Source organism: Nocardia beijingensis NBRC 16342, from assembly GCF_001612785.1.
GTDB lineage: Bacteria > Actinomycetota > Actinomycetes > Mycobacteriales > Mycobacteriaceae > Nocardia > Nocardia beijingensis.
On the sequence record NZ_BDBC01000067.1, the window covers coordinates 13,438 to 28,101 of the forward strand.

The following is a 14,664-nucleotide window of genomic DNA, read 5'->3' on the forward strand; positions in this document are numbered from 1 at the left end:
CCTGCACTCACTCCGTCACGCCTCTTGCATTTACTTCATCCCCCTCTGATCGAAGCGGGTGGGCGAGAGAGCGAACCGACGGTCGTCAGCCGTAGAGCTTGCGAACCGCAGATTTCTGGATCTTGCCCGATCCGCCAGTGGGCAGTTCGTCGACGAAAACCACCGACTTGGGCACCTTGTAGCCGGCGAGCTTTTCCCGAACGAAGGTCAGCAACGCATCCGGGTTCGGCTCGTGGCCGGGAGCCGGGACGACGATGGCCCGGCCCACCTCACCCCAGCGCTCGTCCGGGACGCCGATCACCGCACAGGCAGCCACAGCTGGATGCGCGGTCAGTACGTTCTCCACCTCGGCGGGATAGATGTTCTCGCCGCCGGAAATGATCACATCCTTCATCCGGTCGACGATGTACACATAACCGTCCTCATCGACGGTGGCGACATCGCCGGAGTGGAACCACCCGTCCCGTAGTACTTCCGACGATTCGGCCGGGCGTCCCCAATAGCCGGGGGAAACATTGGGGCCGCTGACCAACACCTCGCCGCGACCGCCCGGCGGGACCTGCGCGCCGTTTGCGCCGACGACCCGCACATCGGTGAAAAATGACGGGACACCGGCTGATCCGACCTTGTCCTGCGCGTGCTGGGGGTCCAGATACAGGACTCCGGGCGCGGCCTCGGTCATCCCGTATCCCTGCACGAAGGTCAGCCCCCGCGCCAGGTAGCGTCGAATCGTGCTGTGCGGCACCGGTGCTCCGCCACACAGCAGTTCGCGGACGCTGGACAGGTCCGCGCTGTCCCAGCGTTCGGATGCGGCCAGGTCGTCGTACATGGCGGGGACACCGAACATTCTGGTGACCCGGTGAGTCTCGATTGCGTCGAAAACCGCTGCCGTGTCGAACTTTTCGAGCAACACGACACAACCTCCCTTGAGCAGCACGGGCAGACACAGCATGCCCAGCGCGGCCGCGTGGAACAGCGGTGCGGACACCAGACCGACCTCATGTGCACGGATATCCGATTCCACCAGAACGTTCAGACAGTGCCATGTCAGGTTGGCGTGCGTGAGCACGGCCCCTTTGGGGCGACCTGTGGTGCCCGAGGTGTACATGATCATGCATGGATCAGCGAGGTCGACCGGTTCGTCCGGGATGACCGCGTCGTCACCCTCATCCACGGGGAGATCACCGCCATCGTCCACGCAGATTGTGGCGATTCCGACGGTCAGCCTTCCGACGACTTCGCGGTACGCGGCGGTGTGGAACAACACTCGCGCACCGCTGTCGCCGAGAACGTAGTCGATTTCGGGTGCCGTGCTACGAAAGTTCACGGGCACAAAGACAGCGCCCACCGCGCCGGAGGCGAACAGCAGTTCCAGATAGGCCGGGTGATTCGGCCCTAGATACGCGACCCGATCGCCCGCGCCGACGCCTGCGCCGCGCAACAGCTCGCAGACCCGCGCCACCCGGTGATACAACTGCGCGTAGGTGATAGACCGGCCTGCGCCGACCACCGCCACCGCATCCGGTGTCATCCGGGCCCGTCGAGCGGGCCACGAGCCGAGTCCCTGATTTCGCACGATTCATCCTCACTCGGCCCGCGGCCGGCTTCAGGTGGTGGCCCTACCTACTTCGCGGGATCGAACGCACCGAGCCCGGGCCGGTAGGTCTTGTCGTCCAGGAACTGTGAAAGGCCCTTCTCCCTACCGTTGGCCGCGTCCAGCGCCCGCGTCTGGTCAAGCTTGGCGTACAGGTAGTCCTCGGACTGCGCCCAGCTCATCTCGGCGGAGTATCGGTAGCCAACCTTGGCCGCGTGCAGGACGACAGGATTGAGTTCGGTCAGGCGCCACGCCAGTTCCCGGGTGCGCCCGCGCAGCCGATCGGCCGGAACCGCCTCGTTGACGAGGCGCATCTGCGCGGCCTGCGCACCGGTGAAAGGCTCACCGGTCATGATGAAGTACAGGGCGTCACGCTGCGGCACGGTCGCGGCCAAGGCCTTGGTAACCACGCTGCCCGGCGGGATTCCCCAGTTGACCTCGGACAGGCCGAACTGCGCTTCCTCATCGGCGATCGCCAGGTCGCAGCCGACCAGCGGTGTGAACGCGCCGCCGAAGCACCAACCGTTCACCATCGCGATGGTCGGCTTGGAGAAGTAGGCCAACCGCTTCCACTGCCATTCGTTGGCGTCACGGCGCACCCGATACTGCAGGGCCAAGTCGCCGGTCGCTTCCACTTCGCGGAAGTACTCCTTCAAATCCATTCCAGCGGAGAACGATTCTCCCGCACCGGTAAGCACGAGCACCTTGCACCGCGGATCGCCCTCCAAGTGATCCAGCACCCGGCACATCTCGGCATTCAAGGCGGGGTTCATCGCGTTGCGCTTGTCGGGGCGATTCAGCGTCACCCACGCGATTCCCTCCTCGAACTCCACGTTCACAGTCTCGCCCCAGGGCTCGATCACGCTCTTCATCGCTGCTCCCATTATCAGTATTGCTGATGCTTCGAAGCATATGATGCCGCCGGATTCGTCGACCGTCAACAGTTGTGAGATATTCGTCGTTACTCGTCGGCAGGCAACGTCACCGAGACTCCGCGTTCCGCTGCTTCGACCGTCAGCGCGGCCAAGCTCTGCTGCAACGCGACGCGAAACTCCACACCGCGTCGTGGGGTCATCCCGGCGTGCACACAGGATTCGATCCGCTCGATCTCCGGTGCCACCCGGTCCAACAGATCGCGGCCCCGATCGGTCAACGAGGCAACCAGTACCCGACGGTTGTCCGGATCCCGATCTCGGCTGATCAGCCCGCGCTCCTCCAATGTGCGCACCATGACGTGCATAGTCTGCGGTCGCAGGAAGGATCGACGCGCCAGCTGCGCCGACGACAGCCCCCCGCGTCGTGCGAGCACCGTCAATGCCGTGTACTGCAATGTGGTCAGGCCCAATGGCCGCAAGGCATCGTCCAGGACTGCGCGCACCGCGAGTTCCAGCTGTTTGATCAGATACAGCGTCGAGGGCTGGTCGGTATCATGGTCATCATGCGCCGGCGTCACGATGTCATCTTCGCACTGGGATAGTCGCACCAAGGTGGCCGCTATGACGAACGACTGGAGCGCGGCGGACTGATGGCTAGATCAGCCAGCGGCGAATCAGTACTGTCCCGGGCGGTCCGGATCTTCGAGGCGTTCGACGCCGACGACCCCGCCTTAAGCGTTTCCGACCTCGCCCGGCGAACCGGCCTGCCGATCGCGACAACCTCACGCCTGGTCAACGAGCTGCTCAGCTACGGGTGGCTACGCCGCGACGCCGACCGCCGCATTCGGATCGGCGTGCGAATGTGGGAGCTGGTCTCGCGCGCCTCCCCCACGCTCGGCCTGCGTGACGTGGCGATGCCCTACATGCAGGATCTGCACGCGGTGATCGGCAACCATGTGCAATTGGCCGTCCTACAGGACAGCGAGGTGCTCTACATCGAGCGGCTCTCGGCGCCGCGATCGGTTCGCATTCTGAGTCGATATGCCGGACGGCTGCCGCTGCACGTCTCGGCGCCGGGACTGGTGCTGCTGGCCAACGGCCCAGTGGAACTGCAGGAGTCCATCCTCACCGGTCCGCTCGCCCGATTCACCCCGCACACCGTCACCGATCCCAGCACCCTGCGCGCCCTTCTCAGTGAGATCCGACGTACCGGAGTGGCGTTTTGTCCAGGTTATCTCGACGCGACAACCACATCGATCGCCGCGCCCGTCCAGGCCACGCGCGGACGAGTGGTCGCTGCACTCACAGCCCTGGTGGCCAACGACGAGGCTGCGCGCGATGTCGCTCCCGCAGTGCAGGCCACCGCGCGCGGCATCTCCCGAGCCCTCGGCGCGAATCAATGAATCTCATCCACTGAATGGAAATGGTCTCGTAGGCGGGCCACATCATCACGAGGCTGTGACACACCCCCTCAGCGGGCTCAGTGCCCGCGCATTACCGAATCGAGAGCTCATGACTATTTCCCGTGGCCTGTTCATCAGCGGCGCGGACCGATCCGCCCACAATGGCCGAACGGTTAGAGTGACCACCCCACACACGGGAGCCACATTCGCCACCGTTGCCGCGGCCGAACCTGCCGATGTGACCGCTGCGGTCACTGCAGCCGACCAGGCGTTTCCCGCATGGGCCGCATCGAGTCCGTTCGAGCGTCGCGAGAGCTTCCTGCGTGCCGCCGACCTGCTCCAGGGGCGGGCCGATCACATTGCCCGAACAATGGCGGGTGAGGTCGGCGCGACGGTCCGATGGGCGGGCTTCAATAGCTGGCTCGGCGCGAACATCCTGCGTGAGGCCGCTGCGGCGGTCACCGCGACGCGCGGTGAGGTGCTGGCCGCACAAGAGTCCGGCGCGCTCGGCCTGGCCGTGCGGCAGCCGGTCGGCGTCGTCGCGGCCTTCGCGCCGTGGAACGCGCCGGTCATCCTGGGTATCCGGGCGGTGGCCGCAGCGCTGGCAGCCGGAAATACCGTCGTGCTGAAACCTAGTGAGGCAGCCCCGGTCTCGAGCGGGCTACTGCTGGCCGACGTCCTGCACGAGGCGGGTCTGCCGGACGGCGTCCTGAACGTGATCACCAATGATCCCGCCGACGCTGCCGTCATCGCCGAGACACTGATCGGCGATGAACGCGTACGCGCAGTGAACTTCACCGGCTCGACAGCCGTTGGCCGGACGATCGGAACCCTCGCCGCTCAGCACATCAAACCGGCCCTGCTCGAACTCGGCGGCAAGAACTCCGTGATCGTGCTGGATGACGCCGATGTCGACTATGCCGTCGCGGCGACGATTTTCGCGATGTACAACAACGCCGGCCAGATCTGCATGTCGGCAGACAGGCTGCTCGTGCACGATTCTCTAGCCGAGGAGTTCACCAGCAAGCTGACCACAGCAGTCGCCGCACTGCGCACCGGGGATCCGGCGGATCCGAGCACCGTCGTCGGTCCGTTGATGAGCAGCGCCGCCGCGGCACGAGTAGCTGGCCTGGTCACCGATGCGGTCGCCGATGGCGCAGAACTCCTTGCCGGTGGCGGGGAACCGCAGGGCCCGTATTATCCGCCAACATTGCTGGCGGCAGTCCCCAAGCATGCCCGGCTGTACTATTCCGAGGCCTTCGGACCGGTCTGTGCGATAGATACGTTCAGCACCGACGACGAGGCCATCGCTAAAGCCAACGACACTGAGAATGGTCTGTCAGCGGGCGTGATCACCGAGAACTCCACGCATGGACTGCGCGTGGCCGCCCGTTTGCGCACGGGGATTGTGCACATCAATGACCAGACGGTTGCCGATGAGCCGCAGGCGCCGTTCGGCGGATTCAAGAACTCCGGCTATGGCCGCTTCGGTGGACGCTGGGGCATCGAGGCGTTCTCGAACATCCGCTGGCTGACGCTCGCGACGGAACACGCACACTTCCCAGGCTGATTCGCGCTATGCCATCCCGAACCCCAACAGTCGAGCCTTTCCGGCCCGTGCGTGGTGTTCATCGACGGTAACCGCGCTCGCCTATATCCGTTCCAGAATTCCGATCCAAGGACCGCTATGACCACTTTCTCCGGCTACCGGGCCGATCCGCCCGGAATCCATCCCCCGCTGGACTCCCCCGACTACCGTTCGAGCGCGCTGCGCCATCCCAGACAGCCGCTGATCCCATTGCAGCACAGTATGTCCGAGATTACCGGCCCTATTCTCGGACATGACGCGGTACGCCCCGGCGACAACGACCTGACCTTCCAGCATCGCGGTGAACCGATCGGACAACGAATCATTGTCTTCGGACGACTGTTGGACGGCGACGGCCGCCCGATCCCGGATGCGCTCATCGAGATCTGGCAGGCGAACGCCGCCGGCCGCTACCGGCACATCGGAGATCGCTGGGACGCACCACTCGACCCCAACTTCGACGGCGTCGGGCGCACTGTCACAGACAAATTCGGCCGCTACGAATTCGTCACCGTCCGCCCCGGCGCCTACCCCTGGGGCAATCACCACAACGCCTGGCGGCCCGCGCACATTCATTTCTCGGTGTTCGGCCGCGCATTCGCCCAGCGGTTGGTCACCCAGATGTACTTCCCCGGCGACCCTTTGTTCTTCCAAGACCCGATCTTCAACGCGACCCCTGAAGCCGCGCGGCATCGGTTGATTTCACGATTCAGCTTGGAGCGCACGCGGCCGAACTGGGCGCTGGCCTTCGAGTTCGACATCGTCCTACGCGGACGCGAACAGACCCCGTTCGAGGAGCCCCACCATGACTGACGCCATCAGCACCGAATTGCTCTCGACGCCTTCGCAGACCGTCGGGCCGTTCCTATCGATCGGCCTGGATTGGGGTCGGCCAGGACGCCTGGTCGTCCCAGAAGGCACCGCGGGCGCATTTTGGATCCGTGGCGAAATTCTGGACGGGGACGGTGACGTGATTCGCGACGCATTGATTGAAACTTGGCAGGCCGATCCCGATGGCAGGTTCGACCACCCCGACGATGCCCGCGAACGGGCACGGGGCTGGCGCGGCCTGGGACGCAGCGACACCCGGCTCGGCGAATTCGCCATCTACACCGTGCAGCCCGGATCGGTACCCGACCGGGAAGATCGCCCTCAAGCGCCCCATCTGAACGTTTCAGTTTTCGCCCGCGGGATGCTCCATCGTGTCACCACCAGGATCTACTTCCCGGAACACGCCGCAGCCAACGAGCTCGACCCGGCGCTGAGGACTGTCCCGCACGATCGTCGGCACAGCTTGTGCGCCAAGCCGACCTCCGACGGCTATCGCTTCGATATCCATCTGCAGGGCCCGAAAGAAACCGTGTTCTTCGATGTATAAGCGCGCAGACGGGAGATAGCCGTGTCCGAACTCTTCGATCCGATTCTGGCTGCCGGTTCGGTGCAGGACACCGTCTCGGATGCGGCCTGGCTGCAGGCCATACTGACCGCCGAGGCGGCGCTGGCACGCGCCGAGGCGCAGGTGGGTCTGATGCCGGTCTCGCATGCGGAACGAATTGCTGAAGCATGCACGGCGGAACTCTACGACGTCGCCGCAATCGGCGGGGCCGCGATAAAGATTGGCAATCCGGTCGAGCCGCTGGTGGCGGCGCTCACCGCGCGCGTGGCCGCGGTGGACTCGGCGGCCGCCGGATCCGTACATCGCGGCGCTACCAGCCAGGACATACTCGACACTGCGGCAATGCTCGTGGCACGCACGGCATTGAAGGAATTGCTTGCCCAGTTGGCGTCCTGCACCGAACGATTAGCGATGTTGGCGGCCGCTCACGCCTACACCCCCCAGGTGGGGCGAACACTTCTGCAGCAGGCCGTGCCGGTGTCATTCGGATTCACCGCATCGGGCTGGCTCTCAGCGCTCGACCGCGCGTCCGAGCGGATCGAAGAGGTTCGAGAGAGTCGACTGGCCGCCCAACTCGGCGGCGCGGCAGGCACTCTCGCCGCACTCGGGGACGCCGGGCCAGAGGTCTTGGCCGCATTCGCCCGCCATACCGGCCTGGTCGAACCTGTAGTGGCCTGGCATACCGAGCGCGGGCGGGTTGCCGACTTGGCCGGAGTGCTCGCCACCACGTGCGGTGCGGTCGCCAAGATTGCCCGAGACGTCACGCTGCTCGCTCAGACCGAGGTCGCCGAGGTCGAGGAGGTCGCCGCCCATAGTGGCGGTTCGTCCACCATGCCGCACAAACGCAATCCGATTGCGGCGGTTCTGGCTGCCGCCGCGGCCGCGCAAGCGCCAGGACTGATGGCGACGCTGTATTCCGCTGCTGCACAGGAGTACCAGCGTGCGGCCGGGTCTTGGCATGCCGAGTGGAGGCCGTTCACCGAGTTGGTGCGCGTAACGGGTTCGGCGCTGCATTGGCTGAACGTCAGCCTGGACCGCTTGCGGGTACATCCGCGGCGAATGCGCGTAAACCTCACGAGCACTGGTGGTCTACTCCTCGCGGAGCGAGTCACCGCGGCTCTGACCGACACTGTAGGGCGCCTCGTCGCACACGATGCCGTCACCGCGTGTGCTCGCCGCCATGCCGAGACGGGTACAGATTTCGCGGAGCTACTGGCCGACCATCCGGTACTGCGGCCTCATGTGGATCTTCCGCGAATCCACGCACTGCTGGCGCCGACCGAATATGTCGCCAGCGCAGCATCATTCGTTGAACGAGCACTCGCTGCTCACCGCCATCGGATTCCTGCCGAGAACACCCCCGCAGTCGAGGTCCATTACCGCGTGGACGGCCCGGCCGACGGTCCGGCGATACTGTTCGCGAACTCGATCGGCAGCGACCTGAGAATCTGGGACGACTATGTCAAGCCACTGACCGACAGAGGCTTTCGAGTGATTCGGCACGATCTGCGCGGACACGGAGATTCTCCCGTCCCCGCCGGCCCGTACCGGATCGAGGAACTCGGTGGAGATGCCCTCACGTTGCTTCATCGCCTCGGAATCGACCGAGCGCACATCGTCGGAATCTCGATCGGTGGGATGCTCGGACTCTGGCTGGCACGGCATCATCCCGCACGAGTGCGGTCGCTCACCGTGTGCTGCAGTTCGGCCCACCCCGGAAATCGGCAGATGTGGCTCCACCGCGCAACGCAGGTGCGCGCGGAGGGCATGGAGACAGTCGCCGACGGCAGCGTGACCCGCTGGTTCACCGCCGCCTGGCGGACAGCCCATCCGGAACGCGCGCAAGCCATGCGGGCACTCACCGCCGACACGCCCGCCGAGGGGTACGCCGCCTGCTGCGAACTGCTGGCCGAACTCGATCTGACGGCGGATCTTCAGGAGATTGCCGCCCCGACCCTGGTGATATCCGGCGCGGACGACGCTGCCCTGCCGCCTGAGCACAGCCGACTCATCGCGACAGGGATCCCGCACGCTAGCTATGAAACCGTGCGCAACGCAGCACATCTGGGCACCGTGGAGCAGCCCGCTGAGTTTCTGCACCTGATCGACAACTTCCTCGGAGAGAACCGATGAACACCGACCATACTGGAGCCACCGTTCGTCGCGCCGTCCTCGGCGACGAGCACGTCGACCGTGCCATCGCCGGAACTACCGAATTCACTCGCCCGTTTCAGGAGTACATCACCGAAGCCGCCTGGGGCGCGGTGTGGACGCGTGAGGGCCTGGACCGCCGGACCCGCAGTGCGATCACTCTCGCGGTGTTGACCGCGCTGAGCTGCGAGGGTGAAATCGCGATGCATGTGCGTGGCGCCCTACGCAACGGCCTCACCAGCGAAGAGATCGCCGAGGTGCTGCTACACACCGGGGTCTACGCTGGCGTCCCGCGAGCGAATGCGGCCTTCGCGATCGCCGCTCGGACTTTGGACGAGCTCGGCTCTCAGGACGACGACAACCGGCGCGCCGAGAACTGAGTTCGACTTCACGCAGTCCAACCATCGCGCGAACGACCTCCTGAGACGGCACGGTGCCCAAGCGCACCTCGCGACAGTTTCGAAGGATTTCCGACCCGAATCGCAGCTGTCGCGCGGAAGATGCTCGACAACGCGGTGGGGACCGCGGATCCACCACGTCGACCCGCCCGCCAATACTGAACAAGTTTCATCCGCCGGCGCTTCGGATCGGTCCGGTTATGCGTCGAACAGGAGGACCGGTTTGATGGTTGATCCGTCCGAAGCGTCCCTCGCGGCCTGATTGATAGCGGTGAATGGGTAGGTCCTGACCATCTTGTCCAACGGCAGTCGGCCCTGGCGTACGAGGCCGGTCAAAAACGGGATGAAGGTCTGTGGGTCCGAATCGCCCTCTGTCACACCGATGATCGAACGTCCGGCCAGCAATCCAGTATAGTCGAGGGCCAGCTCGGTGCCGACCGCGGCGGCACCGACCGCGGCGAGTGTGCCGAACGTACCGAGAGCTGCATAGGCGGTGCGGACCACATCCATACTTGCGGTGGTATCGATGGCGTAGTCGAGGCCGAGACCTCCGGTGATGTCGGCGATTGCTTCGGCACTGCCCTCGGTGCCGGCGTTGATCTTGTAGGTGGCGCCCATGTCGAGGGCAAGATCCAACCGACTGTCGACACGATCGATGGCAATGACGATTGTCGATGGGGTCATCGTCGCCGCTGCGATCGCGGACAAGCCCACTGCACCTGTTCCGAATACCGCCAGAGTGCTTCCCGGTTCTGGTCTCAGAATATTCAAAACGGTGCCGGCGCCGGTTTGAATTCCGCAGCCCAGCGGCGCTATCAGCTCCAACGGAAGGTCGTTGTCGACCTTCACCACCGAACGTTCGTCGACGACCGCCTTCGCCCCGAAGGACGACTGACCGAAGAAGCGGCCGCCCACGACGCGCTCGCCGCGCCGCATCGTTCCGGTGCCGTCGGTGCGCAGACCGTCGTTGAGTATATTGAGCGGCAACCACGTCACGCAGTACGCGGGGTGTCCGGTGCGGCAGTTCCGGCATCGACCACATGAGTTGAAAGACAAGGCTACCGCGTCGCCCGGCCGCACCCGGGTCACCGCGTCCCCGACCGCCTCGACGAGTCCCGCGCCCTCATGGCCCAGCACGCCCGGCAATGCGAAGGGAATGTATCCGGCCTGAACACTCAGATCGGTATGACACAGACCGGCTGCAACCATTCGAACGAGCACTTCGTCCGGTCGCAGATCATCGAGCTGGACCTGGCGCAAGGAGAAAGGTTCGCCGGGTGCTTCGACAATGGCGGCAGTGGTGGTTGTGGGCATCTTCATCCTGTCGAGATCGAGCCGAGACCGATCGGTGCGAGTACCCGCCGGGCGCCTCGGAACCACGCGCCCGACGGGATTTCTACATCGGGTTGATCAGCGCGCCGGAGCCGGTTCGGGCACGATGGGGGCATTCATCGTCTGGAAGTACTGGTAAAACGCGCCCACCATGACCGGCCCGCCGACCAGAACCGCGCCGCCGACCGCACCGATCGGAGCAGCGAGCACCGCTCCCCCGACACACCCGGCAATCGGGCCGGCACCGAGCAGCCACGCCACCGGCGCCGTGGCTACCGCGCCCGCGGCCAGACCCGCCACACAGCCGACCCCCGCGCTGACGATCGTGCCGAGCATGGCGGCCGTCATTGTGCCGACGGTCAACTGTTGCGTCAGGGTGCCGAGTGCAGCACTGTTGCGTGCTTCCTCGCTCGGATAGGTCGCGGCAATCTGCTCCATCGCGACGTCCTTGGTCAGCACGCGATCTTGGGGCAGGTCAGCGGTTTGGGCAGTCGTCCGGTGCAGGTCCGGGGTAAGGGTGACGGTTCGTCCGGAGATCGCTGCGGAGATCGGATGCTCCGCGCCGTTCAACCGGAACGTCAGCGGTAGACCAGTAACGACCTTACCCGCGTCGTCCAAAATCTCCAGCCGAGAGTCTTCCTGCCGCAGTGATCCACGGTCGGTAGTCAGAACAACCGAATTGTCAGCGATATGCTCCGTGTAGTTGATCACTCCGTCGTTCGCCGGTGCCGCGGTGGCGATACCAGTACAGACCATAGTAGCCGTACCCACCACCAATCCGGTGCTGATCAAGCGCGTAAGATGATTCATTTCATTTCCTTTCTCGGACGGCCGGACGATGATATGGCGAATTGGGCACGCCTTCCGGCCAAAATTGCGGCACGAGCGCCGAGCCTCGAAGCGTTTCGTACGTGCTCGACAACATCTCGAACACTTTTTCTGCACGGTTGGATTCGCCGAAGCTGCTGCCGTGCAGTTGGTTTTCAGCTCACGAATTCCCGGCTTCGAGGCAGCCGGGCACGCTGATCAGAAATCCCCTCGGATCCATGTTCGACACCGAGATAGCGCCCATATTCAGCGGCGCCGGCATACCGCGGGATTCGCACCCTAAATGCCGTACACCTTGTTGTTCAGAGTGAATGCAGCGGTGGCGCCGCTCTGAAAGTCATCCATTGGGTTTCGGTGAACGACTCCAGATTTGCGCGCTGACCGCCGACGCGCGACCAGCCCGAGGACAGCACCCCGCCGAACGGCGCGTTCGGGTCGTCATTGACCGTCTGGTCGTTGATGTGCACGATCCCTGCGGGCACCCGGTCCGCGATCGCGGCGGCTAGGGCCAGGTCGGCGCTGAGAATGCCAAGGGCGAGGCCGAATTCACTCTCACACGCGAGGCGGACTGCCTCGTCCACATCAGTGAACTTGCGGACACAGGCCACAGGACCGAACACCTCTTCTCGGTAGGCAGGGGTATCGGCGGTGCAGTCGGCCAGCACAGTGGGCCGATAGAAGCGGCCCTGGTGTGTGCCGCCCGTGACCAGCCGCGCTCCGGCGGCGACGCTGCGCTCCACCAGATCCTTGACATGAGCGAGCTGCTTGTCATCAATAATCGGCCCGAGGTTCACATCTTGACGGAAACCATCGCCCACAGTGAGCGAATCGGCCGTTTTACCAAGCGCCGCAACGTATTCATCGTAGATGGACTCGTGTACGATATGCCGCCCGACAGCCATGCAGATCTGTCCAGAGTGCAGATAATTGCCCAACGCACCACAGGACGCGGCCGCCTCGACATCGACATCTCCCAACACAACCAGGGCACTGTTGCCGCCCAGTTCGAGATGCGTGCGGGTCAGCGATTTCGCCGCCTGAGCGCCGATCGCACGTCCGGCGGCGGTCGATCCGGTGAACGACACGATTCGAACCTCGTGGGCGTCGATGAGAGCACCGCCGACCTCCGGACCGCCGGGCAGCATCTGCAGTACGCCCTCCGGTAAGCCCGCCTCCTGGAAGACGCGTGCTATGAGCACTCCGCCACAGACCGCCGTGCGCGGATCCGGTTTGAGTATCACGGCATTACCGAGCGCGAGCGCGGGCGCCACCGACCGGATCGACAGGATAAGCGGGAAGTTGAACGGCGAGATCACCGCGACTACACCGGCCGGCACGCGCCGCTCGACGCTGATGCGCGGCTGCGTGGAATGCAGCAACTCACCATAGGGCGCAGTGGCCAGCGCGGCCGCCTCGGAGCATTCTGCGACTGCTGCCTGTGCCTCGCTGTGGCTCTTGCCCTTCGTCGATCCCGACTCGCGCGTGATCCATTCGACAATCTCTTCGGTGTGTTCGCGGAACAACGCCGCAGCTCGAGTAAGCACTGCGGCCCGCTCGAACGCCGGGGTCGCCGCCCACTCACGCTGCGCCTGCGCCGCTCGACGAGCCGCCCACCGGGCCTGTTCTGCCGACGCTTGACCTACCTCACCGAGCGTCCGATCGGACGCCGGCTCGATGGCCTGATAGGTGGCACCGGCGCCGGAGGTCCACTGGCCGGTGAAGATCAGTCCACTCCATGTGGCCCCATCGAGAAGACTCAACGTTCGATCCCTTCGATATCGGTGGTGACGCCGGGGTAATCCTTGGGCTCGCGCCGCTCGTTCTCGCCCCATTCGCGGTAGCGCCCGACGCGAATCCGCGCGTAACGATCGTTGCGCAGGTCGTAATGCACCATATTGGTGCAGCGGTATACCTCGCCTTTGCGCAGCGGCCCGAAAGTGAACTGGTCGCGGTCACTCAGCGCACGGAATTCGGTGTAGAGCTCGAGGGCGATGTGCTCGTCGTCGATCATCAGAAAATCGACCGCGAGCAGCTCGCGTACATCGGTGTGCAGATTTTCGTAAAAGGCGGCGATCTGGTCGGCACCTTCGAGAACGTTGTTGGGCAGTTCCAGGACGACGTCGGGGTCGAAGAACGTCGCCATCTTGGCGTAATCCTTGTTGTTGAACGCCGAAAGATATTCGAGCAATTCGTTTTCGGTCATGTCAAACCTGATTCCTGATATGGCGTTGACGACCGTAGCCGCCGACGATGACGAGGATGAGAAGCCCATAGATGATTTGCTGGGCGGCATCGTCGAGCCCGCGGCCGACCAAGATCGTCGACAGCAGGACGATGACGAACGCGCCGACAACGGTGCGGGAATAGTCGCCGCGGCCACCGAAACTCGATCCGCCGATCACCACCGCGGCGAGGCTTTCGAACAGGTATGGATTTCCCGCGGACGGATCACCACTGGCGAAACCGGCGAGAGCGGTGCCGACCAGTGCCGCCAGCCCCGCGCTCAGCGCGTACACCAGGATCCTGTGACGGCCGACAGCCACCAGGCTGAACTGTGCCGCCAGAGGATTCGTACCTACCGCGAAAAATCGGCGGCCGGTGACGGTGCGATGCAGTACAACCGCGGCGACTACAGCAATCACCGCCCAGATCACCAGCAGCGGCGGGAAATGGATGCCGAAGGTTGTCCCGGCGGCCGAGGCCAGATTCATCAGCCACTGCGGCGGGGCACCGGTGAAGTAGCCCTTGGTCCAGACCTGCACCGCGCCGGTCACCACCGCACTCATACCGAGGGTGACCACCAGCGATTCCACCTTGAAGCGATGGCACACCCAGCCGCTCACCGCGCCGGCGAGCAGTCCGAGAAGAAATCCCGCCGCGATCGCCAGGCCGGTCGGCCACTGGTGCGTGGCCGGCAGCTGCAGGGTCACGGTCTGGCCGAGCAGGATGAAGGCGGGAATCGAGAAATCGATGCCGCCGGCCAGCACGACCAGGGTCTGCCCGAACGAGGCCAGTCCCAGGAGCGCGGTGAGCACCAGGACCGAATACAGACTGGTTCGATCGGTGAACCCGTCGATCGTGACGGCACCGTAGGCGAAC

14 protein-coding genes are annotated in these 14,664 nt (G+C 64.6%); 6 read left to right on the top strand and 8 right to left on the bottom strand.

What is annotated here, in order from left to right:
- Positions 1 to 85: 85 nt before the first annotated feature.
- Genes NB3_RS30480 through NB3_RS30490 form a run of 3 tightly spaced genes read right to left on the bottom strand, consistent with a single transcriptional unit; the run spans position 86 to position 3,047 of the window.
- A complete protein-coding gene (locus tag NB3_RS30480; RefSeq protein ID WP_067810138.1) occupies positions 86 to 1,576 on the bottom strand; it encodes an acyl-CoA synthetase in 1,491 nt (496 codons plus the stop codon).
- 47 nt (positions 1,577 to 1,623) lie between these two features.
- Positions 1,624 to 2,535, bottom strand: a complete 912-nt coding sequence (locus NB3_RS30485; RefSeq protein ID WP_244892151.1) for a p-hydroxycinnamoyl CoA hydratase/lyase — start codon at positions 2,533 to 2,535, stop codon at positions 1,624 to 1,626.
- A 20-nt stretch (positions 2,536 to 2,555) separates the two neighbouring features.
- On the bottom strand, positions 2,556 to 3,047 hold the full coding sequence (locus tag NB3_RS30490; RefSeq protein ID WP_244892152.1) for a MarR family winged helix-turn-helix transcriptional regulator: 492 nt from the start codon (positions 3,045 to 3,047) through the stop codon (positions 2,556 to 2,558).
- Positions 3,048 to 3,119: 72 nt separating this feature from the next.
- Between NB3_RS30490 and NB3_RS30495 the strand changes: the two genes are divergently transcribed.
- From NB3_RS30495 to pcaC, 6 genes are all read left to right on the top strand, one after another.
- Positions 3,120 to 3,872, top strand: a complete 753-nt coding sequence (locus NB3_RS30495; RefSeq protein WP_067810141.1) for an IclR family transcriptional regulator — start codon at positions 3,120 to 3,122, stop codon at positions 3,870 to 3,872.
- 109 nt (positions 3,873 to 3,981) lie between these two features.
- Positions 3,982 to 5,442, top strand: a complete 1,461-nt coding sequence (locus NB3_RS30500; protein WP_067810144.1) for an aldehyde dehydrogenase family protein — start codon at positions 3,982 to 3,984, stop codon at positions 5,440 to 5,442.
- Between the two features lie 117 nt (positions 5,443 to 5,559).
- Positions 5,560 to 6,273 (top strand): protocatechuate 3,4-dioxygenase subunit beta, encoded by a 714-nt coding sequence (gene pcaH, locus NB3_RS30505; protein WP_067810146.1) that lies wholly within the window; start codon positions 5,560 to 5,562, stop codon positions 6,271 to 6,273.
- Positions 6,266 to 6,838, top strand: coding sequence for a protocatechuate 3,4-dioxygenase subunit alpha (gene pcaG / locus NB3_RS30510; RefSeq protein ID WP_067810148.1), 573 nt, complete (start codon positions 6,266 to 6,268; stop codon positions 6,836 to 6,838). Before pcaH ends, pcaG begins: the two co-directional genes overlap by 8 nt.
- A 21-nt stretch (positions 6,839 to 6,859) precedes the next feature.
- Positions 6,860 to 8,989 carry a 3-carboxy-cis,cis-muconate cycloisomerase gene (pcaB, locus tag NB3_RS36435; protein ID WP_067810150.1) on the top strand — a complete coding sequence of 710 codons (2,130 nt, stop codon included), beginning with the start codon at positions 6,860 to 6,862 and terminating at the stop codon, positions 8,987 to 8,989.
- A complete protein-coding gene (gene pcaC, locus NB3_RS30520) occupies positions 8,986 to 9,387 on the top strand; it encodes a 4-carboxymuconolactone decarboxylase (protein WP_067810152.1) in 402 nt (133 codons plus the stop codon). The genes pcaB and pcaC overlap by 4 nt, the downstream gene beginning before the upstream one ends.
- Before the next feature lie 216 nt (positions 9,388 to 9,603).
- On the opposite strand, the gene NB3_RS30525 is transcribed toward pcaC, so the two are convergent.
- From NB3_RS30525 to NB3_RS30545, 5 genes are all read right to left on the bottom strand, one after another.
- Positions 9,604 to 10,719 carry an NAD(P)-dependent alcohol dehydrogenase gene (locus tag NB3_RS30525; protein ID WP_067810217.1) on the bottom strand — a complete coding sequence of 372 codons (1,116 nt, stop codon included), beginning with the start codon at positions 10,717 to 10,719 and terminating at the stop codon, positions 9,604 to 9,606.
- Positions 10,720 to 10,815: 96 nt separating this feature from the next.
- Entirely contained in the window at positions 10,816 to 11,547 is a 732-nt protein-coding gene (locus tag NB3_RS30530) for a DUF8020 domain-containing protein (protein ID WP_157112100.1), read from the bottom strand.
- Between the two features lie 320 nt (positions 11,548 to 11,867).
- Positions 11,868 to 13,325: an aldehyde dehydrogenase family protein gene (locus NB3_RS30535; protein WP_067810165.1), complete on the bottom strand. Its 1,458-nt coding sequence runs from the start codon at positions 13,323 to 13,325 to the stop codon at positions 11,868 to 11,870.
- The gene (locus NB3_RS30540; RefSeq protein ID WP_067810166.1) at positions 13,322 to 13,768 is read right to left on the bottom strand and encodes a nuclear transport factor 2 family protein; all 447 of its coding nucleotides are present in this window, start codon (positions 13,766 to 13,768) and stop codon (positions 13,322 to 13,324) included. The genes NB3_RS30535 and NB3_RS30540 overlap by 4 nt, the downstream gene beginning before the upstream one ends.
- 1 nt (position 13,769) lies before the next feature.
- The gene (locus tag NB3_RS30545; protein WP_169810764.1) at positions 13,770 to 14,600 is read right to left on the bottom strand and encodes an ABC transporter permease; all 831 of its coding nucleotides are present in this window, start codon (positions 14,598 to 14,600) and stop codon (positions 13,770 to 13,772) included.
- Between the last annotated feature and the right edge of the window lie 64 nt (positions 14,601 to 14,664).

Excerpts from the sequence above, each read along its gene's own strand:
- pcaG (WP_067810148.1), top strand. The coding sequence starts at position 6,266 with ATGACTGACGCCATCAGCACCGAATTGCTCTCGACGCCTTCGCAGACC.
- NB3_RS30500 (WP_067810144.1), top strand. The coding sequence starts at position 3,982 with ATGACTATTTCCCGTGGCCTGTTCATCAGCGGCGCGGACCGATCCGCC.
- NB3_RS30540 (WP_067810166.1), bottom strand. The coding sequence starts at position 13,768 with ATGACCGAAAACGAATTGCTCGAATATCTTTCGGCGTTCAACAACAAG.
- NB3_RS30525 (WP_067810217.1), bottom strand. The coding sequence starts at position 10,719 with ATGCCCACAACCACCACTGCCGCCATTGTCGAAGCACCCGGCGAACCT.
- pcaC (WP_067810152.1), top strand. The coding sequence starts at position 8,986 with ATGAACACCGACCATACTGGAGCCACCGTTCGTCGCGCCGTCCTCGGC.
- NB3_RS30530 (WP_157112100.1), bottom strand. The coding sequence starts at position 11,547 with ATGAATCATCTTACGCGCTTGATCAGCACCGGATTGGTGGTGGGTACG.
- pcaH (WP_067810146.1), top strand. The coding sequence starts at position 5,560 with ATGACCACTTTCTCCGGCTACCGGGCCGATCCGCCCGGAATCCATCCC.
- NB3_RS30495 (WP_067810141.1), top strand. The coding sequence starts at position 3,120 with ATGGCTAGATCAGCCAGCGGCGAATCAGTACTGTCCCGGGCGGTCCGG.